Below are 25,521 nucleotides of genomic sequence, written 5' to 3' on the forward strand. Positions count from 1 at the left end.
GGAGGGGATGGACCTCGCCTTCGCGGAGGCCCGGGCGGCAGGCGCCCGGGGCGAGGTGCCGGTTGGCGCCGTGGTCGTCAGGGACGGAACCATCCTGGCCAGTGCCGGCAACCGCACGCTCGAACTGAGGGATCCGACCGCACATGCCGAGATGCTGGCCTTGCGGCGCGCCTGCGAAGAAATCGGCAGCGAACGGCTGATCGGCTGCGATCTCTACGTTACGCTTGAACCCTGCCCGATGTGCGCTGCCGCGATCTCCTTCGCCCGGATCAGGCGGCTCTATTTCGGCGCCTCCGATCCCAAGGGAGGCGCTGTCGAGAACGGTGTCAGGCTCTATGCCAGCCCGACCTGTCATCATGCGCCGGATGTCTATGGCGGAATCGGCGAAAGCGAGGCGGCAGATCTGTTGCGCGGGTTCTTCAAATCGCGACGTTAGGGGCCGGATTATGCGCCCGTCCCGCCCTGGAGAGGCCAATGGCGCCCGGCGGTCGCTACCACCGTGACGTCTTAGGGGCGCGATGCTCCTCGGCGGGGATTGCGAATGCATCCAGCGCCGCTACGGTTCCGCTCCGGACAAACGAACATCGCGAGGCGCAATGTCCTTTCAGGCCTATCTCGACACGATCAAGCAGAAGACCGGCAAGGGGCCTGAGGACCTGCAGGCACTTGCCGACGCGAAGGGCTTCTCGGAAGCGGGCAAACTCAGGCCAGGCGTCAAGGCAGGGCAGGTCGTGGACTGGCTGAAGTCGGATTTCGATCTCGGCCATGGTCATGCCATGGCGATCTATGCCCTGCTCACAGGCAAGAAGAAGCCGGGTGATTGAGCTAACGCGCTGCTTCTGCGATCAGCCAGTCGCGCACCGCGTGTACGAGCGCTTCTTCGGCTCGGCTCGGCAGGGTCACCACGGAATAGACAAGTCCCTGTAGCGTTGGGCCGAAAGGCTGGATGAGTCGGCCCGCATCGAGCTCCTCCCGCACGAGCGTCAGGCTGAGCAGCGCCGCTCCCTGGCCAGCGACTGCAGCCTGGATCGCCTGGCTTTCATCGGTGAAGCGCAAGGCCGGCCTCGCATCAAGCCGCATATCTGCCCGCTCGAACCAGATCGGCCAGGTCGGATGGTCGGGATCTGCGCTGCGCCATTCGAAATGGATGAGCGGGACCTGTGCGAGGTCGGCCGCTTGGCGCACGTCCAGCACCGGATTGACCACCGGGGCGAACCGATCTGCAATGAGTTGGTGCACGTCGAGATTGGGATAGCTGCCATGGCCATATCGGATCGCCAGGTCGGCCTGGCCCGAATGCAGATCGACAACATCGTCGGAGGCGTGCAGCCGCAGATCGATGCCGGGATGAGCTTTCTGGAAGCGGGCGACGCGCGGCACCAGCCATTTCGCAGAGAAGGCTATGGTCGCCGAGATCGTGATGACGGGCCGTTTCCGTTCTGACCGAATGCGCTCGATCGCCGCGGCGAAGGCGTCGAAGCCATCGCGCAGCACGAGATAGAGCGCTCGGCCCTGCTCGGTCAGAATGACACGCCGCGTCTGGCGGTCGAACAGGCGCATATCGAGATGCTCCTCGAGCGTCCGGATCTGGTGGCTGACCGCCGTGGCCGTGACCAAGAGCTCGGCGGCGGCCTGCTTGAAGCTGCCATGACGCGCCGCAGCTTCGAATGTCCGCAGCGAGGACAGGGGCGGCAGGCGTCGCATCACGGAGGTCCAAGGATTGAGCTGACAACTCGACTGATTATGGATGAGCTTGATTCAGTTATCGAGTGACGATTTCGCGTTTGCTGTCCTTGGTGTGAATGCACACATTCACTCATCACCGGACGGCCCGACCGATTGGATGAAGCGAATTCATCTCGCGACGCGGCCTGTCCCTTCACAGATGAGATGAAAGATGTTCCAGCAAGTTGTCACGCGGCCCGATCCCTACGAGCCGTATCTGTTGTCGCGGGCGATCAAGGTCGGCAACCTTCTCTTCGTATCGGGCCAGGCCGGCTATGATGACGAGGGCAAGGTCGTGGAGGGCGGACTCCTTGCTCAGGGCGAGCAGGCCTTCGCCAATTTGCGGCGCGCCCTCGAAGCGGGCGGTGCCAGCCTGAAGGATGTCGTCAAGGTGACGATTTTCGTCACCGACATGCAGGCCCAGTTCAAGGACGTGGTCGAGCTTCGCCGCAGGTTCTGGAGCGCGCCCTATCCCGCCGACACGATCGCCGAGGTCAAGGGCCTCTACGATCCCAAGGTGATGATCGAGATCGAGGCGATTGCGGCAGTGCCAGGGGAGGGCCGGTAAGATGACCGGCAACCCCGCTTCGGGCCCGCCTCGCCAGACGGCGGTGTGAAGACTCTTCTCCCCCGTCCGGATCGGCAAGCTCGCTCTATCCAACCGGCTTGTCGTTGCGCCCATGACGCGCGTGAGCGCAACCGTCGATGGCCGCGCGACCGAAGGCATGGTGGCCTATTACCGTTCATTCGCGGAAGGCGGCTTTGGCCTGATCGTGACGGAGGGCATCTACACCGACAAGGCATTCTCACAGGGCTACCAATACCAGCCCGGCATCGCTGATGCCGAACAGGGCGAGGCGTGGCGACAGGTCGTCAGCACTGTTCATGAAGCAGGCGGGCGGATTGTTGCGCAGCTGATGCACGCCGGGGCCCTGGCGCAAGGCAACATCCATCGGGACCATAGCATCGGCCCGTCCGCCTTGCGTCCCAAGGGCGAGCAAATGGCGTTCTATCGCGGCAATGGCCCCTACCGCATTCCTCGTGCGATGTCGGAGGCGGATCTCGGTGAAGCGGTCGCGGGCTTTGCGAGCGCGGCCGCGCTCGCAAAGGAGGCCGGCTTCGACGGTGTCGAGATCCACGGTGCCAACGGCTACCTCCTCGACCAGTTCCTGACCGAGGGCATCAACCTGCGCCAGGATGGCTATGGGGGGAGTACAGCCGGCCGCCTGCGGCTTATCGTCGAGGTCGTTGAAGCCGTTCGCTCTGCCGTGGGAGCGGATCATGTCGTCGGCATGCGAATATCGCAGGCCAAGGTGAACGACTTCCTCCACAAATGGGTCGGAGGTGTCCGCGAAGCCGAGGCGGTGTTTCGCGCATTGGGCACGCTTCCCCTCGACTACATCCATACGACCGAATTCGAAGGGTGGCGCCCGGCCTTCGGCGATGCCGGGCCAAGTCTGGCGGCCTTGGCGCGGATGCATGCCCGGCTTCCGGTTCTGGCGAATGGGTCGCTGCACGATCCGCAACGCGCTGCGGCCATGATCGAGGGCGACGAGGCGGACTTCGTGTCACTCGGGCGTGGCGCGCTGACCCATGCTGACTGGCCGACGCGTTTCCGCGAAGGGCGGGCGCTGGAGCCGTTCGACAAATGCCTCCTGTCGCCAATCGCGGATCTGGCGAACGCCGAACGGCGCCGTTCAGCGCTGCTCGACATTGCAAGCTGAGGGGCAAGCTCAGGGCGCGGCCAAGCGAACTGGAGCCATACCCCTCAGGTGCTGGCAGGACGCTCAGGCGAGCGTCCTGATCACCAGATAGCATCCCAGCATCAGCAGCCCCGCGAAGAAGCTGAGCTTGAAGGTGGCCGCGGAGATGCGCGTGCGGATCGCCTGGCCGACCGACATGCCGGCAAGCGCAGGCAGCAGCGCCAGCAGCGAGGATTGCGCCACGCCGACATCCAGGGCGCCCGCTCCGATCAGGCCGACCGACAAGGCCAGAGTCGAAATGATGAAGGAGACGCCCAGCGCCTGCACCAGCTCGTCCTTGTCCAGGCCGAGAGCCTGCAGATAGGGCACGGCCGGAAGTACGAAGACACCGGTCGCAGCGGTGGCGATGCCCGTCGTGATGCCGATGACGGGGCCGAGCCAACCCTCAGTGTTGGAGGGGACACGCAGCTTCGCCGCTTTCAGCCCGACCAGCGCATAGAGCACCAGCGCACAGCCGAGCCAGAAGGTGGCCGAGCCGCCCTTGCTTTGTTGCAGCAACCCGGCGCCCGCCCATGTTCCCGCGCAGATGCCGGCCAGCATCGGCCAGAGCCTGATCATGATCGCCTTCAGCCCCGGACCGGTTGCGACCTGCCAGCTGTTGGTGACGATATTGGGCACGATGAGCAACGCCGCGGCCTGGGCCGGTGCCATCACCACACCGAGGATGCCGACTGCGATGGTCGGGAGGCCGAGCCCGATGACGCCCTTGACGAAGCCAGCCAGAAGAAAGGTGGCGGCGATGAAGAGGATAAGCTCTGCGTTTTCCATGAGGCTGTTTGTGGCAGTGCCGATGCGAACTGTCGCGTCCGAACGCTACGGTGGGGACCGTACTGTTCCAGGTTGCCTCGGCTGAGCAAGGGAGCAAGATGGCTGCATGAGCACGCATGGCCCCTATCTCGCCGAGATCGCCCATCTGATGGGCGATCCAGCCCGCGCCAACATGCTGCACGCCCTGATGGACGGGCGCGCCCTGACCGCCAAGGAGCTCGCCTATATCGCGGGCGTCGCGCCGCAGACGGCGAGCGGCCATCTCGCGCGCCTGATGCAGGGCGGCCTGCTCGCGGTCGCCGTCCAGGGGCGCCATCGCTATTACCGGCTCGCCGGGCCCGAGGTCGCGACGGCGCTCGAAGGGCTGATGGTTCTCGCCGGAAGCCAGCCCTCCAGCCGTCGCTTGCCGTCCCGCGTCGGTGAGGAACTCAGCCGGGCGCGCACCTGCTACGATCATTTCGCCGGGCGTCTCGGCATCGGCCTTCATGATGTACTGGTCGCGGGTGGGCACCTGACGGTTGCCGATGGCGGTTACGGCCTGACGGCGTCGGGAGAGGGCGTCTTTGCGGCGCTTGGCGTCGACGTCGCTCAGGCCGCCAGGAGTCGGCGCGCGTCCTTGCGCCCATGCCTCGACTGGAGCGAACGCCGTCCGCATCTGGCGGGAAGCCTGGCCGCAGCGCTCGCATGCCGCTGCTTCGAGACGGGCTGGGTCCTGCGCAAGAAGGACAGTCGTGCCGTGATCCTGACCGATGAGGGGCGTGACGCGTTGATCTCGGCCCTGCCGGGGTTTCGCTGCGATGAGCCGGAGGCGCTCAGCCCTGCTGTTCGAGTGCCTGAGACAGCCTTCGCTTGACCTCGTCCTTCAGCGGCTCGGAGGCGTCGAGGATGGCCTGCGCCCGGAAGAAGTCGAGCCCGCCATAGCCGTCGATGCCGGCCCGGATCAGGATATCGGGCGGGTGGCGCTCGATCATGCGCTGAACGATGGTGCGCGTCAGGATCTGTGAGACACCGACCATCGCTTCGAGCGGCTCGGGCACGCGCGTGTCGCTGATCGTTGCCGGTGCGCTGGTATCGACCGCCATGACGATGCGCCCCGGCGCCAGCAGTCTGTCATAGGGCAGGGGGTTGATCGCTCCGCCATCGATCAGCACGCGGCCGCCGAGCACCACCGGGCGCACAAGGCCCGGAATGGCCAGCGAGGCGGCGACGGCCGGCGTCAGCGGCCCGCTCGTCAGGGAGACCTCGGCATGGAGATGGTAGTCGGTCGCAATCGCGGCGAAGGGAAATCTGAGCTCCTCGAACCGGTCAGGCACGGCTTGCGGCCAGAACAGGTCGAGCAGCCGCTCGCCGTCGATCAGCACGGGATTGCCGAGCCCGCGCATTAGATCGGTGAATTTGCCGACGCGGGCGTCGAGCAGCCGCGCGATCACCTTGGCCCGGTCACGGAATGTCAGTGACACATGCTCGCGCAGCTCGCTGCCCGAGAGGCCGGCCGCATAGGCAGCTCCGATGATCGCGCCGATCGAGCAGCCGACGATGAGGCCGGGCCTCACGCCGAGTTCGTCCAGCGCCTCCAGTACCGCGATGTGGCTCAGGCCCCGCGCCCCTCCGGCCCCGAGCACGAGCGCGAGCCTGGGCTCGGCGCTGTCGGATCGTTGCTGGGCAGGCGTCGTGGAGCGTGGCATGGTGCGATGCTGCGGCCTGATCCCTGCTCAGGCAAGGAAAGGCTTCAGGGCTTCCAGCGTTGCTGCAGGATTTTCCTCCGGCAGGAAATGACCGCTGACGATCGCTTGCCCTTCCGCCTTGGGCGCGAAGGTCGAGCGCCAGATCTCGAGCGGGCTTGCGCCCTTGGCCGGAATTCCGGCTTCGCCCCAGAGGGCCAGCACCGGGCAGAGGATCGTCTTTCCCGCCGCGAGATCGGCCCTGTCCTGCGCGAGATCCGTGGTGGCGCCGGCACGATAATCCTCGCAGGCCGCGTGGATTCGATGCGGGTCGTCGAAGGATTCCCCATAGGATCGCAGCGCGAGCGGGTTGAACACGTCGAGCGCCTTGGCCCGCGTCCAGCTCGCGATCGTATGATCCAGCCAGGCCTGGGGATTGGCCTTGATCAGGTTTTCCGGCACGGGTTCGGGCTGGGCCAGGAAGGTCCAGTGATAGACCTGCATGGCGCGGGCGGCGTCCATACCATCCCACATCGAGAGCGTCGGCAGGATGTCGAGTACAGCAAGCCGCTCGACCCTGCCGGGATGATCAAGGGCGAGGCGATAGGCGACACGCGCGCCGCGGTCATGGCCGATCACGGCGAAGCGGATATGGCCGAGCGCTTCCATGACGGCGACGACGTCCTCGCCCATGGCGCGCTTGGTGTAGGTCTCCTTGCCGCCATCGCCATGGGGAGCCGCCGACCAGCCATAGCCGCGCAGGTCCAGGCAGACGACGCGATGGGTCTTCGCCAGTTCGGGCGCGATCTTGTGCCATTCGGCGTGGGTCTGCGGGAAACCGTGAATGAGCACGAGCGGCGGCCCTTCACCGCCGGAACGCGCAAAGATCTTGCCGACAGGCCCGTCGACCCAATGGGCCGTGAAGCCGGGAAAGAGTGAATCGAGATTGCTCATGGAGGAGCGCTCCTGGCGTAACCGCTGGCCTGATATCAGTCTGGCTGAAATCCTAACCCTCGACGAGCGCGGATGTTCAGCCTTCCTGCTCCCGTTTGACCGCCTGCCATCCGATGTCGCGGCGGCAGAACCCCCCAGGCCAGTCGATCGCGTCGACGGCGGCATAGGCGCGTTGCTGGGCCTCGCTGACAGTCTTGCCGAGGCCAACGACGTTGAGCACGCGCCCACCATCGGCAACGATGTCGGCCCCGGACTGCTTCGTCCCGGCATGGAAGACGAGGACATTGTCCATTGCTTCGGCCTTCTCGATGCCGCGAATGATGCTGCCCTTCTCGGGCGTGGCGGGATAACCCCGCGCCGCCAGAACGACGGTCAGCGCGGCGTCGTCCAGCCAGCGCAGGTCGAAAGAGCTGAGCACACCGTCGCAGGCGGCAAGGAAGGCCGGCACGATATCGCTCTTCAGGCGCGGCATCAGCACCTCGCATTCCGGGTCGCCGAAGCGGACATTGTACTCGATCAGCTTCGGCCCCTGCGCCGTGATCATCAATCCGGCGAAGAGCACGCCCTTGAACGGCGCGCCGCGCTTCTGCATTCCCGCGAGCGTTGGTGCGATGATCTCCGCCATGACCCGGTCTTCTAGCGCCTTGGTCATCACCGGGGCGGGCGAATAGGCGCCCATGCCGCCGGTATTCGGGCCGGTGTCGCCGTCGCCGACGCGCTTATGGTCCTGAGCCGAGGCAAGCGGCAGGGCATGGCTGCCGTCGCAGAGTGCGAAGAAACTGGCCTCCTCGCCGATCATCCATTCCTCGATCACCACCTCGGCGCCTGCTGCGCCGAAGCCGCCCGAGAACATCATCTCGATGGCGGCATCGGCCTCATCGAGGGTCTGTGCCATCACCACGCCCTTGCCGGCGGCGAGCCCGTCCGCCTTGATCACGATCGGCGCGCCCTGAGCCCTGACATAGGCCTTGGCCGATGCTGCATCCCCGAAGCGTCCGAAGGCGGCCGTCGGGATGTTGAACTCGGCACAGAGTTCCTTGGTGAAGCCTTTCGAGCCTTCGAGCTGGGCAGCCGCCTTCGAGGGGCCGAAGGTCTTGATGCCGGCCGCGACGAGATCATCGGCGATGCCGGCGACGAGCGGCCCTTCCGGCCCGACCACGACGAGGTCGACCTTCTCCTGCTTGCAGAAGGCGACGACTGCGGCGTGATCGGCGATGTCGAGCGCGACGTTCTCGCCGCATTCCGCGGTGCCGGGATTACCCGGTGCGACAAGGAGCCGGTCGCAGAGCGGCGAGCCGGATATCGCCCAGGCGAGCGCATGTTCGCGTCCGCCGGAACCGATCAGAAGGATGTTCATCGCGCCGTCTCCGCTTGCTCCGCGCGCAATAGCCTTCGTAGGCGCGCGGAGCAACGCTTCTGCTCGGTCGCTGCGACCGTTATGGTCGCCCAATGGATATCGAATCGCCTGACACCAAGCCCTCCAATGCCCCGGAATGGTCGGTCTCCGACCTGTCGGGCGCGCTTAAGCGCACGCTGGAGGATGCATTCGGCTTCGTCAGGGTGCGTGGCGAGATTTCGGGCTATCGCGGCCCGGTCGCCTCGGGCCATGTCTACTTTTCGTTGAAGGATCAGAATGCCAAGATCGACGCGGTGATCTGGAAGGGTGTCTTCGGGCGGCTGAAGACACGGCCTCAGGAAGGGCTCGAGGTCATCGCGACCGGCAAGATCACGACCTTCCCCGGCAAGTCGAGCTACCAGATCGTCATTGATTCACTGGAGCCGGCCGGCGTCGGCGCGTTGATGGCGTTGCTGGAGGAGCGCCGCAAGAGGCTCGCGGCCGAGGGCCTGTTCGAGGAGGGGCGCAAGCAGCTTATCCCCTATCTGCCGCGCGTCGTCGGCGTGGTGACGTCGCCGACAGGTGCTGTCATCCGCGACATCCTGCACCGCCTGGAGGATCGCTTTCCCCGCCATGTCCTGGTCTGGCCGGTCCGCGTCCAGGGCGAGACCAGTGCGGCCGAGGTCGCAGCAGCCATCGCCGGCTTCAACGCATTGCCGGAAGGCGGACGAATCCCGCGTCCCGACGTGATCATCGTCGCGCGCGGCGGCGGTTCGCTCGAGGATCTGATGGGCTTCAACGAGGAGATCGTGGTGCGGGCGGCCGCGGCATCTCTCATCCCGCTCGTATCCGCAGTCGGTCACGAAACCGACTGGACGCTGATCGACCACGCCGCCGACCTGCGTGCGCCGACACCGACCGGCGCCGCCGAGAAGGTCGTGCCGGTCCGCGCCGATCTGATGGCGCTGATCGCCGATCTCTCCCGTCGGCAGGCGGGGGCGATGCGCCGTCTCTCGGATCGCCGTCGCAGCGATCTGCGTGCGCTTGCGCGGGCGTTGCCGGGGCCGGAGGCTGTCCTCTCCGGCCCGCGGCAGCGGCTCGATCTGGCGGCGGCACGCCTTGCACCGGCATTGGCGCGCAACGCGCGGGCTTACGAGCAACGGCTTGCGGCTTTGTCGCAGAGGCTCGTGCGGCAATCTCCGTCGGTCCGGCTCGCGACCTATGTGGCAAGGCTTGATGGGCTCTCGAGCCGCCTGCGAGCCGGGCGTGACGCCTTGCTGAGGGCGGAACGGCTGCGCCTCCAACGGGCGCATGAGCGCACCGATGAGCTGTCGCTGAGGGCGAGTCACGCCTTTGTCCAGGGTCTGGGGCGCCGTCGCGACAGGCTTGAATCGGCCTGGAGCCTGGTCCGCTCGCTCGGCCCCCAGGCTGTCCTGGCGCGTGGCTATGCGCTGGTGCGCGATGGATCGGGAGCGCTCATTCGCGGCGTGGAGCAGGCAAGGCCCGGCCTGGCGCTCAGCGTTCAGGTCAGCGACGGCAGCTTCGATGTCACCGTCACCGCGGGCGGGGAAGGGCCGTTGCCGCGGCCGGCTCGTGCGCCGCGCCGGGAGACACCGCGCAGCGGGCAGGGCGACCTCTTCTAGCTGAAGGACAGTATGGGGCGCTCAACGCCCCATCAGGAAGCTCTTGACGCGCTTGATCGCGTCATCGCGGGCTTCAGGATGTGTCCCCACCGTGACCTTGCCGGTTCCGGTCGCGGAATAGGCCACGTCGCTGCGCTCCTTCACCTCGAGGCGAGGGTGATCGAAATCATGCAGCGCGCCGGGATAGAGGACGAGTTCGATGGCTTCGCCGCGCGCCCGTGCCGCTTTGGCGAGATGGTCGCAGGGCGCGGGCGGGGTCCAGTCGTCGGCATCGCCCATCAGGATGAGGGTCGGCAGCCGGGCCGAAAAGCTCGCGGACTCCGATTGGAAGCGGCAGCCCGGATAGAAGGCGATGGCGCGCGCGAAATCGGGTTGGCCGTCAGCCGGGCGCCGGTCCTTGCGGATCGCGGTCAGGACGGTCGAACCGCCACCGGACCAACCGAGCAGGGAGATGTCCTTGTCGCGCACATCATCGCGAGCCTGCAGCCATTGCCGCGATGCTGTCGCGTCGGCGACGCGCTCACGGCTCGCCCGAACCGTCAGTTCCTTGACGCCGCATTGCGAACCGAGCCTACGCGAGCCGTAGCTGTCCGGCATCAGCACGACGTAGCCAGCTGCGGCCAGCCGCTCGCCCCAGTCTGAATGCCGGGCGGACAATTTGCCATTGTCGCGCCACAGGCCGCCGCAACCATGCAAGGCGACCACGGCCGGGAATGGCCCTGGGCCGTTCGGGCGGTACAGCACACCGTCCAGCTGTCCTTCCTCGACCGGGATGCGAACGCGCTCATAGCCGCCCGCAGACGCGGGCGCGCACCAAAGCAGCGCGAGGCCCGTAAGGGCCATGACGTGTCGGACGAGACTGGACATCATCGGCAGGAACGCTATCACAGCTCCGAGTTATCGGATAATTCACTCCCTGAGCAACGGTTTTCGATCTTACAGATGAACATCAGCGAGCGTCCTCCCGTGCCGGGACCCGAAGCTGCCGTCGACTATGGTCACGGCGAATTCCGCGTCGTGCGCCCCGGCGCCTTCGTGCGCTGCGCCGTGACCGGTGCCCCGATCAAGCTCGACGACTTGCGTTACTGGTCCGTCGAGTGGCAGGAGGCCTATGTTTCCCCGGAGGCCGTATTGTTGCGGCTGCGCCGTGCCGGGCGTGCCTGAGCGGCCGTCTTCACGCCATCGAGCAGGCGCGTGACCTCGCTCGGTTCGTCGAAGGCGAGGGAAACCGGAACCACCAGCAGGCGGTGCTGCTCCGCAAACGGCCAGAGTGCGGCGAGCTTTGTCATGTCCTTTTCGGTGGTTGCCACCAGGCAATCCAGTGCCGCTGCCTCACGGATGATCCTGGCAACGTCGTCGGCCGTGTAGGCGTGATGATCGCCGAAGGCATGTTCGGCGCGGATTTCGGCGCCGGCCTCGCGCAGGGTCGCGCTGAATTTCTCCGGCCGCCCGATCCCTGAGACGGCCAGGACGGCCTGACCACGAAGTCTGTCGGCAATCCCGGCCGACGGCGCAAGCCTCCCGCGCAGAACCGGCTTGCCGGCCTCCTGGGCCGCAGCGGCGACCCTATCTCCGGCCTCGCCCGCGCCGATCACCAGGATCGCATCGGTCATCGACAACTGCTCGGCCAGCGGTGCCCGCAACGGGCCGGCCGGCAGGCACAATCCGTTGCCGATCCCGCTTGCGCCATCAACGACGGCCAACCGCAGCTGTTTGGTGAGCGAGGGGTTCTGCAGCCCGTCATCCATGATGATCAGGCTTGCGCCAAATGCCTTGGCGAAGGCGGCGCCGGCCGGCCGATCGCGGGCCACCACGGTGCGGGCGGCCGACGCCATCATCAGGGCCTCGTCCCCGACGCCGCTGGCATCATGGTGACGCCTGTCCACTTCGACAGGCCCGGCGAGCCGTCCGCCATAGCCCCGCATCAAGACGAAGGGCGTTTGGCCGCGGGCCGTCGCGAGAGCGGCGAGGGCGATCGCCGTTGGCGTCTTCCCGGCGCCGCCAGCGATGAAATTCCCGACGCAGATCACCGGGATGCCTGCATCGGTACCGGTCTGGCGCATGCGGCGCGCGGTGAGCGCGCCGTAGAGAGAGCCGATCGGTTGCAGCAGCCGGGCCAGAAGGCTCCGCCGACGCTGCCACCAGAACGCCGGTGCGCGCATCAGCTCTCGATCTCGCGCTGGCCAAGAGCGACGCGCATCAAGAGCGGCTCGAGGGCCTGTTCCGTGCGGCTCAGTGCGCCGCCGAGCTGCTTGCTGGTTTGCCCTGCCGCCCGCGCTGCCTGCCGCGCGGCTGCCGGGTCGCTGAGCCAGCGATGCACCGCGCCCGCGAGCGCCTGCACGTCCGGAATTTCGCGTGCGCCGCCCCCCTGATCGAAGGCGGCGAAGATCTCGGCGTTGTTGTGGACATACGGCCCATGCAGCAGGGCGCAGCCGAGCTTGGCGGGCTCGATCGGATTATGGCCGCCGATCATCGGCACGAGCGAACCGCCAAGGAAGGCCACTTGCGAGAGGCGATAGAAGAGACCGAGCTCGTTGACCGTGTCGGCGATATAGAGCTCGATATCGGGGTCCGGCATCTCTCCAGCCGTGCGCCGCGCGACGGCGACACCATTGGCCCGGGCGAGATCCTCGATCTCCTGGCCGCGCTGTGGGTGCCGCGGAGCGATGATCGTGAGCAGCTTCGGCAGATGCGGCTTGATGCCGAGATGGGCCGACAGAATCTGCTCTTCCTCGCCAGGATGCGTGCTGGCAGCGATCCAGATCGGTCGGCCGGCCGTCAGCCCGTCGAGGATGGCGAGCGTATTCGGGTCGGCCGGAGGCGCTGCGACATCGAATTTCAGATTGCCGGCGATGCTGACACGCGGCGCGCCGAGCTGAGCAAGACGCTCGCCGTCGCTCTGCGACTGGGCAAGACAGGATTCGAAGCTGGAGAGCAGGTAGCGCGAGGTTCTGGGCGCCCTGTACCAACGCTTGAAGGAGCGCTCCGACATACGGGCATTGACCAGCACGAGCGGAATATCCCGCTTGCGTGCCTCGATCACCATATTGGGCCAGATTTCGGATTCGCAGATCAGGCCCATGGCCGGCCGCCAATAGTCCAGGAAGCGGCGCATATAGCGCGGCACGTCGAGCGGCAGGTACTGGTGGATGGCGCCGGCTGGCAAACGCGCTGCAAGCAGGCGCGCCGAGGTCACCGTGCCGGACGTGACGAGAACGGCCAGCCCGCGCCGCTGCAGGCGCTCGATCAGGGGGAGCAGCGTCACCGTCTCGCCGACGCTGGCGCCATGCAGCCAGATCAGGGTTTGGTCGGGCCTTTGGACACCTGGATAGCCGCGGCGTTCGGCGAAGCGCGTCGGGTCTTCCTTGCCGCGACGACGGCGCCAGACCAGAAGGCCGGCGGCGGCCGGCTCGAACAGCGCGGTCGCCATGCGGTAGGCTCTGAGGAAGGGGCCCTTGCCGCTCATGCCGCTTTGGCTCCTCTTGCAGCGCGGAGCCCCGCACCGGGGTCGCGGGAGCCGACCAGCTCATAGGCGCGGGCATGGACCGCGTCGAGCCCGGTCTGGAGCGCAAGGCGGGCCGCTTCGCTCGTGGCTTCGTCGGCATCGCGCGCGATCCGGATCGGATCGCCGACCACGATCGCGCAGCGGCCGAAGGGCAGGCCGATCGAGGCTCGGTCCCAGCTGTTGAAATCGATGCGCCGGCTCGTCACCACGGCAACCGGATGGACTGGGCGCCCCGATGCCTTGGCCAGCGCGATGATGCCAGGTCCGGCGATGCGGGCGCGTTTGGGAATGTCGGCCGTGAGCACCATGGTATCGCCGGCGGCCAGGCGCCGAACCATGGCGAGAAACGCGCTCGCGCCGCCCTTCTCGCGGACCTTGCGGCCGAGCGCCCCGGAGCCGCGGATGGCGCCGATGCCGAGTTCGCGTAGCGCCACGGCGTTGAAGCCGCCATCGCCGTGGCGGGAAACCAGCGAGCAGGCGGGCATCCAATCCGGCCGTGCGAAGGGGATCATGATGTGCTGGCCGTGCCACATCGCGATGATCAGCGGCAGCTCCGGCCGGATGTGATCATAGATGTCGGCCGGTTCGACAACGGTTCGGCTGGTGCGGCGGACGAGTTTGAGATAGCCGGCCAGCAGCCGGCCGAGCGTCTCTTGCGCCACACGCGTCTTGAGGATGGAAAAGCCCATGAACTCCGCTTCCGAACCGCTGGATGTCTGTCGCGCGGCTCAGGACTTCGCGGTCTCAGGCTCGAGCAGGCGATGCAGGTGCACGACGAAGTAGCGCATCTGGGCCTGGTCGACGGTCGCCTGCGCCTTGGCCTTCCAGGCCGCATGGGCGCTCGCATAGTTCGGGTAGATGCCGACGATGTCGAGCTTCGACAGGTCCTTGAAGGTGATGCCGTCAAGGGAGCTCAGCTCGCCGCCGAAGACGAGATGAAGAAGCTGCTTCTGGTCGGTGTCCGCGTTCATTGGTGTCTCCAGCGGGAATGAGGCTCTGCCGCGGCACCAGATAAGCTATCCGCGCGAGCGGTGCGAGTGCCGATTGAGCGAGGTTGCGTTTGTCGGAAGGCGGCTGGCCTTCATGCGCCCTGCGGCGGAAACTCGCGCAGGCGCTGCATTGCAGCAAGCAACGGCTCCAAAAGGCCTTCTCCACTGGCAACAAGCATGCCGTGGATCGGCGTCTCCCGGTTATAGACGACGGGATTGCCGCTCCCGTCGCTAAGCCGGCCGCCGGCTTCGTCCAGCACGAGATGGGCGGCGGCAAGGTCCCAGTCCCGCGCATCTGGAGAGACCAGCCCGGCATCGATTGTGCCGTCCGCGATCCTCGTCAGCCTGAGGGCGAGCGAAGGGATCTTCTCGGCAGCTTCGAACGTGTCGATCCGCGCCAGGGCGTCGAGCATCGGTTTTGGACCGGCAATGCGAGCGCCGCCGAGCATGGTGAGGCGGGTCGTCGCGATCGGCTGGTCGTTGCGGTAGGCGCCCCTGTGTCGCCGGGCCGTATAGGTTGCGCCGCAGGCGGGCGCATGCACGACGCCGGTCACCGGAGCGCCATCAGCCAGGAGGGCAACACAGACCGCCCAGTCCGGCGAGCCCGCCATGAAGGCGCGCGTGCCATCGATGGGGTCGACGACCCAGACAAGACGGCGTGACAGCCGCTGCGCATCGTCGACGGTCTCTTCCGAGAGCCATGCGGCCTCCGGCAGCAATTCCGAGAGCCTGATCCGCAGGAAGGTATCGACCGCGATATCGGCTTCGGTGACAGGCGAGCCGCCGCTCTTCGACCATGTCCGGGCCGCGGTCTTGGCTCCGGGACGGAACAGTTCGAGCGCCAGCGCGCCCGCCTCGATGCAGCTTTCCCGGATTTGAGGCAGCAGATCCGGGGCGACAGGCAGGGTTTGCGAAGTCATGCGCTCCCTATCGAGCCTCGCTGTTGCGGTTTCAAGATGAAAAAGCAGCGCAGTTGCGAAAGATTCCGTCAAGCATCACGCCGGATAGGGGCCGGTTTGGACGTCAAAACAGGCGCAACACATTCCTTTAACCGAAGCTCTTAAGTGCTCGGATAGGGCTGCGGTCCACTCTCCACCCTGCAAGCACGAGAGCCCCGGACTTCACAGAGGGCTCCGCGCAGCAGGGACATGAGAGGCGTAAAACCGATGGCCAGCGTCACGCCGGCTGCCGGGGAGGTCGGCTTTGCGCCGAACCTTCTCGGCTGCCCAAACCATAGCAGTATCGTCGCGCGCAATCCGATGCCGGCGCGGGTCGAGGCGCCTCGTATCGAGCGCATCGCCTCGGTGAGGATCTTGCGTGGAAACCCCGGCTGGCGCGGCATTGCCTTGCGTCTGGCCAATCCGTCCGGTGAAGATGAACGCCTCGAACTCGCGCTGACGGCCGGAGACGGCCGTGCGATCAGTGTCGCGGTCTTCGATGCCGAAGATGCTGTGGCGCACTGGCGCGACTGCGGTCGCAGCAGCGGTTTGCCGCTCTTGCTCGAATCCGTCGATGGCGTAATTACCGAGCCCTTTCCTCAGCTCGGCCGGCTGGCTCTGGGGCCGATTCGCATCCGCCGTCGGCACGCCTTTCTCAACGGCCGCCGCCCGCGCTTCCTGACGCGGCGCAAGACGGCGCAGCTTCCGGCGCGGCCGGTCATCGTCTCCGGCGAGCGGCTGACGGATTGAGCTGCGGTCAGATCCTCAGGCCGGGTATCGGATCCGGTCCCATGATTTCATCTTCTGTGTTGGCATCGGCTTTCCCCGAAAATCGCGAACCACTTTTCGGAGCGATGCCTTAGACCTTCATTTCAAAGAAAAGAGCGGCTCAACGCATCCAGCGCATAGCCGCCGGCCAGCAGCAGGCCGGCATTGCGGTTGGAGCGGAACAATCCCAGCGCGACCGGCGAGGTCGCGCCCTGGATCCGGGAAACCTGCCAGGCGAGATGCGCGGCAAAGGCCGCAAGTCCAATCCAGGCCATCGCGCCACCGCCCGCGTTCCAGGTCGCCACGCCGGCGAGCGCGACAGAGAGCATGAAGCAGAGGCCGACCGCCTCGCGCGTCCAGGCTCCGAAATAGCGAGCACTCGACTTGATCCCGGCAATGACATCATCCTCGATGTCCTGCATGGCGTAGATGGTGTCGTAGCCGATCGTCCAGACGATGGCGGCCGCGTAGATCAGGTAGGCTGGTGGGTCGAGCCGCCCGAACACGGCGCTCCAGCCCAAGAGCCCGCCCCATGAGAAGGCGAGACCCAGCACGAATTGCGGCATGTTGGTGATGCGCTTCATGAACGGATAGATCGCGACAATCGCCAGCGAGGCGATGCCGAGCAGGATCGTGAAGCGATTGAATTGGACGAGGATCAGCAGCCCGACCAATGACAGCGCGACCATGAAGAGGGCGGCTGACCTGGTTGCGATCTGCCCAGAGGGCAACGGGCGTCCGCGCGTTCGCGCCACCTGAGCATCGAGCTTGCGGTCGACGATATCGTTGAAGGTCGAGCCGGCGGCTCGCATCACGATGGCGCCAACCAGGAAAAGCAGGCTGTGCCAGAGATTGGGAAACGCGCTGCCGCTCGCGATGGCTGCAAGCCCTGCGGCCCACCAGCACGGAAGCAGCAGCAGCCACCAGCCGATTGGCCGGTCGATGCGGGCAAGCTTGAGATAGGGGCGCAGCCAGACCGGCGCCCTTGTATCGACCCAATGACCTTTCAGGGCGTCGGGAAGGGGCGCATCAACCAGGGGCATGTCGGCTGGCTTCGAGGCCAGGACCATGGCGAGATCAGAGCGCGCCCTGCGGCACCCGCATCGGGCCGCCGGTCAGAGAATCGCCGCCGCCGAACGGATTGTTGCCCTGTTGCTGGGCCTGCTGCTGCGCCTTGCGCTGCATGGCCGCCTGCTGCTTCACCGCATTGCAGGCCTGATTGCGGAAACCGGCTGCCTTCTCATTGTCGGCCTTCATGCCGTCCACGAAGGTCGGCGGAATCTGGCACCAGTCTTGATTGGCGGTTGCGAATTTGAGGGTGGCGTTGCCGTTGTTGACGAGGCTGCCGAGGGTTCCGCAGGCCTCCGCCGGCGTCAGCTTGCGCTTGGCCTTGGACGCGGAGTTCAACCGCGCGACGATCGACTGCCGCTCCTGCAGGAGCTTCTGAAGCTGTTCGCAGCCCGAGGCCTGAGCGCTCGCCGGGCTGACGTGGAGGAATGTCGCCGCTGCCAAGCCGAGCGTCGCAATCAACCCCGAGGCCACGTATCGCCGCATAATAGTCCTGCTCCCAATCGGTGAGGGTTCCTGGAACCGCGCACTCCATATCAGCAGAGGGGCGGTCTCGCCAAGCGTCAGGCGACGTTGAACTGAATTCTGTCACCGACTCTTGCGATTAGACGAAGAATGTGGCGACTTTCCCGCCGCAATGGCATCGCAAGATCGGCTGCTGTCGCAAGAGGGAGACTGTTTGCGCCTATGCCGATGCCAGACCTGCCGAAACATCGGCTCTATCTCGATTCCACGTTGGCACAGGATGCGCCCGTTCCTCTCGAACGGGAGCAGGCCAATTACCTTCTCAACGTCCTGCGCCTGCGCGATGGCGACGGCGTTCTCGTCTTCAACGGGCGTGACGGCGAATGGCTTGCCGAGATCGTTCCGGAAGGGCGGAAGCAGGCGAGCCTGCGCCCGCTGCGGCAGCTGCAGCACCAGACCCCCGTGCCGGACCTGCATTATCTCTTTGCGCCGCTGAAACATGCGCGGCTCGATTACATGGCTCAAAAGGCCGTGGAGATGGGGGCCGGCGTGCTGCAGCCGGTGCTCACCCGACGCACGCAGGTCTCGCGGTTGAACCTCGAACGCCTCAGGGCCAATGCCATCGAGGCTGCCGAGCAATGCGGCATCCTGGCCTTGCCGGAAATTCGTTCCGAGCAGCCGCTGGATGCGGCACTGGCCGCTCTCGAGCCCGAGCGCCTGCTGATCTTCTGCGACGAGGACATGGCCGCGGCGAGTCCCCTGAGCGCGCTGGCGGAAGCCCCGCCGGCGCCGCTCGCCCTGCTGATTGGTCCCGAAGGCGGCTTTGACGACGAGGAGCGCCGACGCGTGCTGTCTCGCCCCAGGACAATCCGTATCTCGCTCGGCCCGCGCATCCTGCGCGCCGATACGGCGGCGGTCGCGGCGCTTGCCCTGGTCCAGGCGACATTGGGCGACTGGGTCTCGAGATCGGGCTGAGCGCGCAGGGAACGACGCGCCGAATTTCGCGTTGGTCGTTGGGGAGGAAGATCCACATTCGTCGCGGTGCCATCGAACCGGCTCATTCAGGGCCGGTTTTGCGCGCGAGGGTCTGCTCCCGTGATTCGACGACCCGCGAGGACCATGAGATGAGCCAAGCCTGCCGCTTCGGTATCGAAGAAGAGTATTTCCTGTCCGATTTCACGACACGTGGCATCGTCCGGAAGATCTCGCCGGCATTCCTCGATGCCGTGCAGGCGGCGTTTCCGAGCGAAGTCCAACGGGAGATGCTGCAGTCCCAGATCGAGGTGGCGACACCGGTCTGCGAGACGATGGGAGAGGCGCGCAAATCGCTGGCGACGCTGCGGACCGGCCTTGCGAGCATCGGGCTGGCGCATGATATGCTCCTGCTCGCCTGCGGCACGCATCCGAGCGCGGCCTGGTCGCGCCAGCGCGCCACCGAGGCGGCTCGCTATGACAAGCTGATGCGCGAACTCCAGATGCTCGGCAGCCGCAACCAGCTCTGTGGGCTCCATATCCATGTCGAGGTGCCGGACGAAGATCAGCGCATCCGGCTGATGGGGCGGATCATGCCGTTCCTCCCGGTGTTTCTCGCACTGTCGACGTCGTCGCCCTTCTGGCAGGGGCGGCGCACCGGCCTGATGGGCTACAGATTATCCGCCTACGCGGAACTACCGCGCACCGGCCTGCCGGAGCTCTTCCTCGAACCCGCCGACTACCGCGCCTATGTCGATACCCTGGTCGCGGCCGGGGCGATCAAGGATGCCAGCTATATCTGGTGGGCGATTCGCCCTTCAGAGAAGCATCCGACGCTGGAATTGCGCATCGCCGACAGCTGCACGCGCCTGGACGATACGCTGGCCATCGCCGCGCTCTATCGGTGCCTGGTTCGCCACCTCTGCAGGAATCCCGGGCTCAACGCCGATCTGACCGCGGCTGCGCGCGCCATCGCGGCGGAGAATGTCTGGCGGGCCCAGCGTTATGGGATCCACGGTGGATTGGTCTGCGCGGAAAGCAGGGGGATGCGCTCGGTTCCGAGTCTGGTCGACGAACTGATTGAACAGCTTTCGGACGATGCCGCGGCGCTCGGCTGTGCCGATGAGCTGGGCGACTGCCGGGTGATTGCGACCCAGGGCACGAGTGCGGATCGGCAGCTCGCCATCTTCGAGGAGGCCCGCGCACGCACCGGCGGTGACGCGGGAGGCCTGACCTCAGTCATCGACTGGCTGGCGTCGGAGACGCGAAGCGATGGCGCAAGCCGGCTGCAGGACACGATCCAGCCTCTGCGCGGTGTGGCCTGAACGCAAGCGCATGAAGGATGCCGGCATGTGCGTTGTGCATTTGCGCAAGCAATCTCCTTCCATGAACGCGGGACGGAGGTCGTTGTCCTCCGTCCGGCGGTCGCATATGTCTGACGCTCTCTGAGCCTGCCTCGACCGTGCCTTCTGGTGCGTGCGAGATGTCGGCCATCCCTTCGTCCTGCCGGAGCGCCCATGGCTCGCGATGTGTCCGATTCCACCCCGATCGCGTCGAAGTCCGAGCTGATCGGCTGGATTGCGGCAGGCGAAAAGCCTCGCTCCGCCTTCCGGATCGGGACCGAGCACGAGAAGTTCCCGTTCTACCGCGCCGATATCGGCGCCGTGCCTTATGACGGGCGAGGGGCCGCAGGAGGCATCCGGCACCTGCTCGAAGGGATGCAGCAGCGGCTCGGCTGGGAGCCGATCATTGACGATGGCCATATCATCGGCCTGGCCGGGCCCGAAGGTGGCGGGGCAATCTCGCTTGAACCCGGTGGCCAGTTCGAACTCTCCGGCGCGCCGGTCGAGACACTGCATGAAACGGCGGCGGAGCTTGCCGCGCATCTGGCCGACGTGAAGGCGGTCGCCGAGCCTCATGGGATCGGCTTCCTGGCGCTCGGCCACTCGCCGCTATGGACGCGGGAGCAGACCCCCGTCATGCCGAAGGGCCGCTACCGGATCATGGCCAACTACATGCCGAAGGTCGGCACGCGCGGCCTCGACATGATGTTCCGGACCTGCACCGTGCAGGTGAACCTCGATTTCGCCGACGAGGCGGACATGGTGAAGAAGCTCAGGGTCTCGATTGCCCTGCAGCCGATTGCAACCGCGCTTTTCGCCTCTTCGCCCTTCACCGAGGGCAAGCTCAATGGCTTCCAGTCGGTACGTTCCGAAATCTGGCGGGACACCGACAATGCCCGCTCGGGCATGCTGCCTTTCGTGTTCGACGAGGGCATGTCCTATGAGGGATATGTCGATTGGGCGCTCGACGTGCCGATGTATTTCGTCAAGCGCGGGCCGGTCTATCATGACGTGACCGGTGCGTCCTTCCGCGATCTGCTCGCGGGCCGGCTGCCGCAACTGCCGGGCGAGCATGCGACCATGTCCGATTGGGCCAACCACCTGTCGACATTGTTCCCCGAAGTTCGGCTGAAGCGCTTTCTGGAAATGCGGGGCGCAGATGCCGGGCCGCCCGCCTTGCTGAACGCGCTGCCCGCCTTCTGGGTCGGACTGCTCTATGATCAGGTCGCGCTCGACTCCGCCTGGGACCTGGTCAAGGTCTGGAGCACAGAGGACCGCCAGGGCCTGCGCGACGCGGTGCCTGCGGCTGGGCTCTCTGCCACAGTTGCTGGTCGCAGCGTGCGCGAGATTGCACAGCAGGTACTGGAATTGTCGCGCGCTGGCCTCGCCCGCCGCGCTCGCCTGAACGGCAAGGGCCAGGACGAGACGCGTTTCCTCGATCCTGTTCTCGCGATTGCCGAGAGCGGCCGCAGCCTGGCTCAGGATCTTGCTGATCGGTATCGCGGGGAATGGCACGAGCGCGTCGAGCCTGTCTTTAAGGATTTGCTTATCTAAACCGCCGATCGGCCGCGGAATCCCCTGGCAAACCCGCCGTTTCGCGGCATTTGCCGTCGCGCGTTAACGCTTTCTCCGAAGCTTCGGAGCGAGCATGCCGATATGGAACGATTGCGCACCCTTCTTCTCGGCTTCGCCCGCGACAATCGCGGCGCGACGGCGATCGAATATGGGCTGATTGCCGTCGGGATCTCGATGTCCGTGATCGTCGGCGGGCAGGAGATCGGTCGGTTTGTGCGCGGGGTATTTGAAGCGGTACAGACCGGGCTCAATCCCTGAAAACCACGGCTCCGGAGGGAGCCGGGCCCGGGGGCAGGCTGCGGACGGTCCTACTCCGCCGCCGTCTTGAAGCTCGCGAGGTTGTCGAGGCTCTGGATGATGTGCTCTGCCAGGGCATTGGAGAGCACCGAGGGGTCGAAGCGCGTGCGCAATAGCCCGATCTTGCAGGACGGCAGGGTTGCATAGCCCTCGCTGGGGCCGAGTATGCGCATACCGGGCCTGATCGCGCTCTCCGGCAGCACTGAGACCGCAAGGCCGGCAACCACCGCTGCACCGACGGCCGTCGAATTCCAGCTCGCATAGAGCACGCGGAAGCGCCGCCCCTTCTTCTCCAGCGCTTCGACCGCAGCCTGCCGCCAGTTGCAGGTCGGACGGCCGAGTGCGAGCGGGAGCGGGTCCTCCTCATGGACGGTATGGCGCGCAGAGGTGACCCAGAGCAGCGGCTCGATCCGGATGATCTCGCCCTGACCGCGGCCTTCGACATGGGTGATGATGGCGAGATCAATATCACCGGTGCCAATGCGCTCGGCCAGCATCGGTGTCGGCTCGCAGACGACCGTCACCTCGGCGCGCGGGTTGGAATGGGCAAAGCGAGCCAGGATCTCGGGAAGATAGCGGTCGGCATAGTCGTCGGGAACGCCGAGGCGGATGCGCCCCTTGAGATCGGCATCGGCAAAGCTCGCCACGCATTCGAGATTGAGACGCACGATGCGGCGCGCGTAATCCAGCAGGCGCTCACCATCTTCCGTCAGCTTGGCGTGGCGTCCGTCGCGGCCGAAGAGCGGGCGCCCGACCCGTTCCTCAAGGCGCTTCATCTGCATCGAGACGGCGGATTGCGTCTTGTAGACGATCTCCGCTGCGCGGGTGAACGAGCCCGTATCGGCAATGGCGACAAAGGTCTTGAGCTGGTCGGCGTCGAGAACATGCGCCATGGAGCACCCCCACGATGGATCATCAATATCCGTGCTGTGAAGCATCATAACCATTCGTTTGGCTGATGGCCAGCGCAAAGCTATCCTCCAGGCGTTCTCCAGTCCGTGTCGTCGGTGCGCTCCAGCCGAGCCGGAAAATGCTCGTTTTGCCGCCAGACCCCTGAAGGAGGTCGCCATGCTGATCCTGACATTCGTTCCGAAGTCGCTCTCGTTCGTCGCCACCGGCGTCACGCGTGTCGTTGCCGGCGGTTATGTTGGCGTGAAAGCCCTGACGCGCGCTTTGATTCACCGCCGTGAGGTGTTGAGGCTCTCCGAGCTCGACGAGCGCGGCCTCAAGGATATCGGTCTCGTCCGCTCCGACATCGACGGCGCGCTGACCGTATCCTGGCTGAAGGACCCTTCGGCGGCTCTCGCCGCCCGCTCCAGCGCGCGGGCGGGCGTCGCCTCTGTCCGGCGCGAAGAGGGTGTTCGACAGGCTCAGGCGAAGACTGCTGTCGCCAAGGCTCTCACGCCGCGCTCGGTCGCGGCCGGTTCGAATTCGACGGTTGCGTGCAGCGCCTGACCCCTTGGCACTGCGCGTTTCTTGCGGGCGGGAGCTTTGTGCTTCCGTCCGTTTTTCTTATTAGGGCTCTCCCGAGCATGATGGATGCGGGATTTGGGGCCATTTTGCCTGAAATAGCGCCCTAAACCGGCGTTCGTAACCTATTTTTCAGCATTCCCGCCGAACCTTCTCGACATGCCGCGGCGATGCCCGGTTCGATGCTTCTCGGGGGGGTGGGTGTCGGTATGCGGATGTCTCTGCGCTTTCAGGATCTGCGGCTCAGGACCAAGATCGCGATCCCGCTGATCGTTCTTGGATTGATCAGCGTTGCAACTGCCGTCTATGCCGGCCGTGAATATGCGCGGATCCAGAAGGCATATTCCGATCTGATCTCGCACAACGCGACGGCGATCCTCGATTCGGGCCGGACCACCCGCGCCATGACCGACATCGTGCGCGATCTCTACAAGGCGATCGCCTATCCAGAATTCATGAAGCAGAACGCGACCAGCATCGAGGATGTGCGCAAGGCCTATGACCGCGCGCAATTCCAGCTGATCGAGGCCAAGATCAGCTTCCCGCAGAAGGCTGCCGAGTTCGACGCCATGGGCCGGGCACTCTCCGCGCTCAAACCGCAGATCGACGATATCGTCGCCCAGGCCGCGAAGGACGAGGATCTGGCGGCGTTGTCGGTCATGTCCCAGCTCGATCGCACCATTGGCGAGATCGTCACCGCGGCAGGTAAACTCAACGAAGCCATCAAGACGGAAACCCAGGCGACCTCGGAAACGCTCGATGCCGAGGCCGGGGAACTGAGCATCGTCATCCTGGCACTCTCAGCCCTGGGCATCCTGCTTGGCCTGGGCGGTGCTGCCTTGTTGACCCGGATTTCGATAACCAGGCCGCTGGAAGCATTGAAGTCGCGCATGGATGATCTCGCCAGGGGCGATTACGCGGTCGAGGTCCAGGGTCAGGCGCGCAAGGACGAGATCGGCGCGATGGCGCGTGCGGTCCAGGTCTTCAAGGAAAACGGCCTTGCCGTGCAGCGTCTCGAGGCGGAGAGCGCCGAAGGGCGTGACCTCTCCGAGCAGCAGCGCCGGCAGATCGAGAGCGAGCGGGCCGAGCAGGCAAAGCAGCAGGAGCAACTGGCGCGCGAGCAGGGTCAGGTCATGGGCCTGCTGGCAGAGGGCCTCGACCTGCTCTCGAAGAGCGATCTCAGCCACCGCATCGATGCGGAGGTTGCCGCTGCCTATGAAAAGCTGCGCGACGATTTCAATACGGCGGTGGAGCATCTCTCGATGACGATCACCACCATCCAGGCGACAGCGGCCGATGTCGGCAACGCGGCGCGCGAGATCAATATGGGCGCAGGCGATCTCTCGAAGCGCACCGAGGAGCAGGCGTCCTCGCTGGAGGAGACTGCGGCAACCACGGAAGAGCTTGCCGCCTCGGTCAAGGCCTCTGCGCACGCATCGAAGCAGGCCGTCTCGCTGGCCGATGAGGCGATGAGCGTGGCGCAACGGGGCGGTGCAATTGTCCATGATGCGGTCGCTGCGATGGCGCGCATCGAAACGGCCTCACGAAAGATCTCCGACATCACCTCGGTCATCGATGAAATCGCCTTTCAGACCAATCTGCTCGCCTTGAATGCAGCGGTCGAAGCGGCGCGCGCGGGCGATGCCGGCAGGGGCTTTGCCGTGGTCGCCTCGGAGGTCCGCACACTGGCGCAGCGCTCGGGCGAGGCCGCCAAGGGCATCAGCGCGCTGATCTCGGAATCGGGAGCGGAGGTGGCGCAGGGCGTCGGGCTCGTCCGCTCTGCCGGTGAAGCGCTCGATCAGATCGTGGCTGCATCGCGAAAAGTCTCCGCGACCGTATCCGAAATCTCCGCTGCTTCGGCCGAGCAGGCCAACGGAATCGACGAGATGAGCCAGTCGGTGGCGCATATGGATGAGATGACCCAGCAGAACGCCGCGCTCGCCGAACAGAGCGCAGCCTCTGCCAGCGCACTCGGGGATCAGATCCGGCGGCTCAACGATCTCGTCTCGAGCTTCCATACGCGCGACAACGTCGCCGATCTCCGGGCGATCGCTGCCGCCATGTCCGAAGGCCGTGGCGCCGAGATCGACTGGTCACAGCGGCGCAGCGCCTGATCTAGCCGGGGCGACGAGTGCCTAGCTGTGAGCTCTCAATAGGTTGTCCATCCGGTCCCGAGCGAGGAAGCTGAGGTTGCGAAGCTTCAGAGCCCTCGGGGAGGAACCGGATGAACATCCACAAGAATGCCCGGCTGACGCCGCTGGGTCGAGAGCGGATCGTGCGC

At 65.9% G+C, this 25,521-nt stretch carries 27 protein-coding genes and 1 pseudogene; 14 read left to right on the forward strand and 14 right to left on the reverse strand.

Annotated elements, in window-relative coordinates:
* Window positions 1–7 precede the first annotated feature (7 nt).
* Together AB4099_RS23005 and AB4099_RS23010 are read left to right on the forward strand one after the other, a co-directional pair.
* Window positions 8–436, forward strand: a complete 429-nt coding sequence (locus AB4099_RS23005) for a nucleoside deaminase (protein WP_113515419.1) — start codon at window positions 8–10, stop codon at window positions 434–436.
* A gap of 160 nt (window positions 437–596) precedes the next feature.
* The gene (locus AB4099_RS23010; protein WP_113515323.1) at window positions 597–824 is read left to right on the forward strand and encodes a DUF4287 domain-containing protein; all 228 of its coding nucleotides are present in this window, start codon (window positions 597–599) and stop codon (window positions 822–824) included.
* A gap of 1 nt (window position 825) precedes the next feature.
* Here the strand turns inward: AB4099_RS23010 and gcvA are convergent, their stop codons facing one another.
* A complete protein-coding gene (gene gcvA, locus AB4099_RS23015; protein ID WP_441479750.1) occupies window positions 826–1,704 on the reverse strand; it encodes a transcriptional regulator GcvA in 879 nt (292 codons plus the stop codon).
* Window positions 1,705–1,897: 193 nt separating this feature from the next.
* On the opposite strand from gcvA, the gene AB4099_RS23020 reads away from it, so the two are divergent.
* Entirely contained in the window at window positions 1,898–2,293 is a 396-nt protein-coding gene (locus AB4099_RS23020; RefSeq protein WP_441479751.1) for a RidA family protein, read from the forward strand.
* A 52-nt stretch (window positions 2,294–2,345) separates the two neighbouring features.
* Window positions 2,346–3,449, forward strand: a pseudogene (locus AB4099_RS23025) (oxidoreductase); the annotation flags it as partial.
* A 63-nt stretch (window positions 3,450–3,512) separates the two neighbouring features.
* On the opposite strand, the gene AB4099_RS23030 reads toward AB4099_RS23025, so the two are convergent.
* Complete coding sequence (locus tag AB4099_RS23030) at window positions 3,513–4,256, reverse strand: sulfite exporter TauE/SafE family protein (RefSeq protein WP_113515326.1); 744 nt, start codon at window positions 4,254–4,256, stop codon at window positions 3,513–3,515.
* A 106-nt stretch (window positions 4,257–4,362) separates the two neighbouring features.
* On the opposite strand from AB4099_RS23030, the gene AB4099_RS23035 reads away from it, so the two are divergent.
* Window positions 4,363–5,109, forward strand: a complete 747-nt coding sequence (locus AB4099_RS23035) for an ArsR/SmtB family transcription factor (RefSeq protein WP_441479752.1) — start codon at window positions 4,363–4,365, stop codon at window positions 5,107–5,109.
* Here AB4099_RS23035 and AB4099_RS23040 read toward each other — a convergent pair.
* The 3 genes from AB4099_RS23040 to purD form a co-directional block, all read right to left on the reverse strand.
* Window positions 5,069–5,941, reverse strand: coding sequence for a patatin-like phospholipase family protein (locus tag AB4099_RS23040; protein ID WP_113515328.1), 873 nt, complete (start codon window positions 5,939–5,941; stop codon window positions 5,069–5,071). The two genes, AB4099_RS23035 and AB4099_RS23040, sit on opposite strands and share 41 nt — an antisense overlap.
* A gap of 27 nt (window positions 5,942–5,968) precedes the next feature.
* Window positions 5,969–6,871: an alpha/beta fold hydrolase gene (locus tag AB4099_RS23045; protein ID WP_113515330.1), complete on the reverse strand. Its 903-nt coding sequence runs from the start codon at window positions 6,869–6,871 to the stop codon at window positions 5,969–5,971.
* Window positions 6,872–6,947: 76 nt separating this feature from the next.
* The gene (purD, locus tag AB4099_RS23050; protein WP_441479753.1) at window positions 6,948–8,228 is read right to left on the reverse strand and encodes a phosphoribosylamine--glycine ligase; all 1,281 of its coding nucleotides are present in this window, start codon (window positions 8,226–8,228) and stop codon (window positions 6,948–6,950) included.
* A 92-nt stretch (window positions 8,229–8,320) separates the two neighbouring features.
* Between purD and xseA the strand changes: the two genes are divergently transcribed.
* The gene (xseA, locus tag AB4099_RS23055; protein WP_441479754.1) at window positions 8,321–9,850 is read left to right on the forward strand and encodes an exodeoxyribonuclease VII large subunit; all 1,530 of its coding nucleotides are present in this window, start codon (window positions 8,321–8,323) and stop codon (window positions 9,848–9,850) included.
* 21 nt (window positions 9,851–9,871) lie between these two features.
* Here the strand turns inward: xseA and AB4099_RS23060 are convergent, their stop codons facing one another.
* Window positions 9,872–10,693, reverse strand: a complete 822-nt coding sequence (locus AB4099_RS23060; protein WP_441479755.1) for a dienelactone hydrolase family protein — start codon at window positions 10,691–10,693, stop codon at window positions 9,872–9,874.
* A 99-nt stretch (window positions 10,694–10,792) separates the two neighbouring features.
* Between AB4099_RS23060 and AB4099_RS23065 the strand changes: the two genes are divergently transcribed.
* The gene (locus tag AB4099_RS23065; protein ID WP_113518934.1) at window positions 10,793–11,014 is read left to right on the forward strand and encodes a DUF2093 domain-containing protein; all 222 of its coding nucleotides are present in this window, start codon (window positions 10,793–10,795) and stop codon (window positions 11,012–11,014) included.
* Here AB4099_RS23065 and lpxK read toward each other — a convergent pair.
* The 5 genes from lpxK to AB4099_RS23090 all read right to left on the reverse strand — a co-directional run bounded on the left by lpxK (window position 10,960) and on the right by AB4099_RS23090 (window position 15,264).
* Complete coding sequence (lpxK, locus tag AB4099_RS23070) at window positions 10,960–12,012, reverse strand: tetraacyldisaccharide 4'-kinase (protein WP_441479756.1); 1,053 nt, start codon at window positions 12,010–12,012, stop codon at window positions 10,960–10,962. The genes AB4099_RS23065 and lpxK overlap by 55 nt on opposite strands.
* The gene (locus AB4099_RS23075) at window positions 12,012–13,316 is read right to left on the reverse strand and encodes a 3-deoxy-D-manno-octulosonic acid transferase (protein WP_441479757.1); all 1,305 of its coding nucleotides are present in this window, start codon (window positions 13,314–13,316) and stop codon (window positions 12,012–12,014) included. The genes lpxK and AB4099_RS23075 overlap by 1 nt, the downstream gene beginning before the upstream one ends.
* On the reverse strand, window positions 13,313–14,044 hold the full coding sequence (locus AB4099_RS23080; protein ID WP_441479758.1) for a lysophospholipid acyltransferase family protein: 732 nt from the start codon (window positions 14,042–14,044) through the stop codon (window positions 13,313–13,315). Before AB4099_RS23080 ends, AB4099_RS23075 begins: the two co-directional genes overlap by 4 nt.
* 39 nt (window positions 14,045–14,083) lie before the next feature.
* Window positions 14,084–14,326 carry a DUF4170 domain-containing protein gene (locus tag AB4099_RS23085; protein ID WP_113518930.1) on the reverse strand — a complete coding sequence of 81 codons (243 nt, stop codon included), beginning with the start codon at window positions 14,324–14,326 and terminating at the stop codon, window positions 14,084–14,086.
* A gap of 110 nt (window positions 14,327–14,436) precedes the next feature.
* Window positions 14,437–15,264, reverse strand: coding sequence for a 3'(2'),5'-bisphosphate nucleotidase CysQ (locus AB4099_RS23090; protein WP_441479759.1), 828 nt, complete (start codon window positions 15,262–15,264; stop codon window positions 14,437–14,439).
* A 246-nt stretch (window positions 15,265–15,510) separates the two neighbouring features.
* Here AB4099_RS23090 and AB4099_RS23095 point away from each other — a divergent pair, with 246 nt between their 5' ends.
* A complete protein-coding gene (locus AB4099_RS23095; RefSeq protein ID WP_441479760.1) occupies window positions 15,511–16,032 on the forward strand; it encodes a DUF6101 family protein in 522 nt (173 codons plus the stop codon).
* 122 nt (window positions 16,033–16,154) lie between these two features.
* Here the strand turns inward: AB4099_RS23095 and ubiA are convergent, their stop codons facing one another.
* Entirely contained in the window at window positions 16,155–17,120 is a 966-nt protein-coding gene (gene ubiA, locus AB4099_RS23100; RefSeq protein ID WP_441479761.1) for a 4-hydroxybenzoate octaprenyltransferase, read from the reverse strand.
* Window positions 17,121–17,127: 7 nt separating this feature from the next.
* Window positions 17,128–17,604, reverse strand: coding sequence for a hypothetical protein (locus AB4099_RS23105; RefSeq protein WP_113518927.1), 477 nt, complete (start codon window positions 17,602–17,604; stop codon window positions 17,128–17,130).
* Between the two features lie 201 nt (window positions 17,605–17,805).
* Between AB4099_RS23105 and AB4099_RS23110 the strand changes: the two genes are divergently transcribed.
* The 4 genes from AB4099_RS23110 to AB4099_RS23125 all read left to right on the forward strand — a co-directional run bounded on the left by AB4099_RS23110 (window position 17,806) and on the right by AB4099_RS23125 (window position 21,731).
* Window positions 17,806–18,558 (forward strand): 16S rRNA (uracil(1498)-N(3))-methyltransferase, encoded by a 753-nt coding sequence (locus tag AB4099_RS23110; RefSeq protein WP_441479762.1) that lies wholly within the window; start codon window positions 17,806–17,808, stop codon window positions 18,556–18,558.
* 149 nt (window positions 18,559–18,707) lie between these two features.
* Window positions 18,708–19,880 (forward strand): carboxylate-amine ligase, encoded by a 1,173-nt coding sequence (locus AB4099_RS23115; RefSeq protein ID WP_113518926.1) that lies wholly within the window; start codon window positions 18,708–18,710, stop codon window positions 19,878–19,880.
* 192 nt (window positions 19,881–20,072) lie between these two features.
* A complete protein-coding gene (locus AB4099_RS23120; protein ID WP_441479763.1) occupies window positions 20,073–21,452 on the forward strand; it encodes a glutamate--cysteine ligase in 1,380 nt (459 codons plus the stop codon).
* Between the two features lie 102 nt (window positions 21,453–21,554).
* A complete protein-coding gene (locus AB4099_RS23125; protein ID WP_441479764.1) occupies window positions 21,555–21,731 on the forward strand; it encodes a Flp family type IVb pilin in 177 nt (58 codons plus the stop codon).
* A gap of 50 nt (window positions 21,732–21,781) precedes the next feature.
* On the opposite strand, the gene AB4099_RS23130 is transcribed toward AB4099_RS23125, so the two are convergent.
* Window positions 21,782–22,663: a LysR substrate-binding domain-containing protein gene (locus AB4099_RS23130; RefSeq protein ID WP_069877505.1), complete on the reverse strand. Its 882-nt coding sequence runs from the start codon at window positions 22,661–22,663 to the stop codon at window positions 21,782–21,784.
* A gap of 175 nt (window positions 22,664–22,838) precedes the next feature.
* On the opposite strand from AB4099_RS23130, the gene AB4099_RS23135 reads away from it, so the two are divergent.
* Window positions 22,839–23,225 carry a DUF1127 domain-containing protein gene (locus AB4099_RS23135; RefSeq protein WP_113518923.1) on the forward strand — a complete coding sequence of 129 codons (387 nt, stop codon included), beginning with the start codon at window positions 22,839–22,841 and terminating at the stop codon, window positions 23,223–23,225.
* 230 nt (window positions 23,226–23,455) lie between these two features.
* A complete protein-coding gene (locus AB4099_RS23140) occupies window positions 23,456–25,354 on the forward strand; it encodes a methyl-accepting chemotaxis protein (protein WP_441479765.1) in 1,899 nt (632 codons plus the stop codon).
* Window positions 25,355–25,521 lie beyond the last annotated feature (167 nt).

The sequence above is a fragment of the Allobosea sp. 2KB_26 genome (assembly GCF_052115715.1).
Lineage (GTDB): Bacteria > Pseudomonadota > Alphaproteobacteria > Rhizobiales > Beijerinckiaceae > Allobosea.

What these genes read in the sequence shown, in the direction of transcription:
- AB4099_RS23005 (WP_113515419.1), top strand. Translation starts at nt 8, where the DNA reads ATGGACCTCGCCTTCGCGGAGGCCCGGGCGGCAGGCGCCCGGGGCGAG.
- AB4099_RS23090 (WP_441479759.1), bottom strand. Translation starts at nt 15,264, where the DNA reads ATGACTTCGCAAACCCTGCCTGTCGCCCCGGATCTGCTGCCTCAAATC.
- AB4099_RS23115 (WP_113518926.1), top strand. Translation starts at nt 18,708, where the DNA reads ATGAGCCAAGCCTGCCGCTTCGGTATCGAAGAAGAGTATTTCCTGTCC.
- AB4099_RS23140 (WP_441479765.1), top strand. Translation starts at nt 23,456, where the DNA reads ATGTCTCTGCGCTTTCAGGATCTGCGGCTCAGGACCAAGATCGCGATC.
- AB4099_RS23130 (WP_069877505.1), bottom strand. Translation starts at nt 22,663, where the DNA reads ATGGCGCATGTTCTCGACGCCGACCAGCTCAAGACCTTTGTCGCCATT.
- ubiA (WP_441479761.1), bottom strand. Translation starts at nt 17,120, where the DNA reads ATGGTCCTGGCCTCGAAGCCAGCCGACATGCCCCTGGTTGATGCGCCC.
- lpxK (WP_441479756.1), bottom strand. Translation starts at nt 12,012, where the DNA reads ATGCGCGCACCGGCGTTCTGGTGGCAGCGTCGGCGGAGCCTTCTGGCC.
- AB4099_RS23125 (WP_441479764.1), top strand. Translation starts at nt 21,555, where the DNA reads ATGGAACGATTGCGCACCCTTCTTCTCGGCTTCGCCCGCGACAATCGC.
- AB4099_RS23035 (WP_441479752.1), top strand. Translation starts at nt 4,363, where the DNA reads ATGAGCACGCATGGCCCCTATCTCGCCGAGATCGCCCATCTGATGGGC.
- AB4099_RS23085 (WP_113518930.1), bottom strand. Translation starts at nt 14,326, where the DNA reads ATGAACGCGGACACCGACCAGAAGCAGCTTCTTCATCTCGTCTTCGGC.
- AB4099_RS23080 (WP_441479758.1), bottom strand. Translation starts at nt 14,044, where the DNA reads ATGGGCTTTTCCATCCTCAAGACGCGTGTGGCGCAAGAGACGCTCGGC.
- AB4099_RS23120 (WP_441479763.1), top strand. Translation starts at nt 20,073, where the DNA reads ATGGCTCGCGATGTGTCCGATTCCACCCCGATCGCGTCGAAGTCCGAG.
- AB4099_RS23030 (WP_113515326.1), bottom strand. Translation starts at nt 4,256, where the DNA reads ATGGAAAACGCAGAGCTTATCCTCTTCATCGCCGCCACCTTTCTTCTG.
- AB4099_RS23075 (WP_441479757.1), bottom strand. Translation starts at nt 13,316, where the DNA reads ATGAGCGGCAAGGGCCCCTTCCTCAGAGCCTACCGCATGGCGACCGCG.
- AB4099_RS23095 (WP_441479760.1), top strand. Translation starts at nt 15,511, where the DNA reads ATGGCCAGCGTCACGCCGGCTGCCGGGGAGGTCGGCTTTGCGCCGAAC.
- AB4099_RS23045 (WP_113515330.1), bottom strand. Translation starts at nt 6,871, where the DNA reads ATGAGCAATCTCGATTCACTCTTTCCCGGCTTCACGGCCCATTGGGTC.
- AB4099_RS23065 (WP_113518934.1), top strand. Translation starts at nt 10,793, where the DNA reads ATGAACATCAGCGAGCGTCCTCCCGTGCCGGGACCCGAAGCTGCCGTC.
- AB4099_RS23105 (WP_113518927.1), bottom strand. Translation starts at nt 17,604, where the DNA reads ATGCGGCGATACGTGGCCTCGGGGTTGATTGCGACGCTCGGCTTGGCA.
- AB4099_RS23010 (WP_113515323.1), top strand. Translation starts at nt 597, where the DNA reads ATGTCCTTTCAGGCCTATCTCGACACGATCAAGCAGAAGACCGGCAAG.
- AB4099_RS23020 (WP_441479751.1), top strand. Translation starts at nt 1,898, where the DNA reads ATGTTCCAGCAAGTTGTCACGCGGCCCGATCCCTACGAGCCGTATCTG.
- gcvA (WP_441479750.1), bottom strand. Translation starts at nt 1,704, where the DNA reads ATGCGACGCCTGCCGCCCCTGTCCTCGCTGCGGACATTCGAAGCTGCG.
- xseA (WP_441479754.1), top strand. Translation starts at nt 8,321, where the DNA reads ATGGATATCGAATCGCCTGACACCAAGCCCTCCAATGCCCCGGAATGG.
- AB4099_RS23040 (WP_113515328.1), bottom strand. Translation starts at nt 5,941, where the DNA reads ATGCCACGCTCCACGACGCCTGCCCAGCAACGATCCGACAGCGCCGAG.
- AB4099_RS23060 (WP_441479755.1), bottom strand. Translation starts at nt 10,693, where the DNA reads ATGGCCCTTACGGGCCTCGCGCTGCTTTGGTGCGCGCCCGCGTCTGCG.
- AB4099_RS23135 (WP_113518923.1), top strand. Translation starts at nt 22,839, where the DNA reads ATGCTGATCCTGACATTCGTTCCGAAGTCGCTCTCGTTCGTCGCCACC.
- purD (WP_441479753.1), bottom strand. Translation starts at nt 8,228, where the DNA reads ATGAACATCCTTCTGATCGGTTCCGGCGGACGCGAACATGCGCTCGCC.
- AB4099_RS23110 (WP_441479762.1), top strand. Translation starts at nt 17,806, where the DNA reads ATGCCGATGCCAGACCTGCCGAAACATCGGCTCTATCTCGATTCCACG.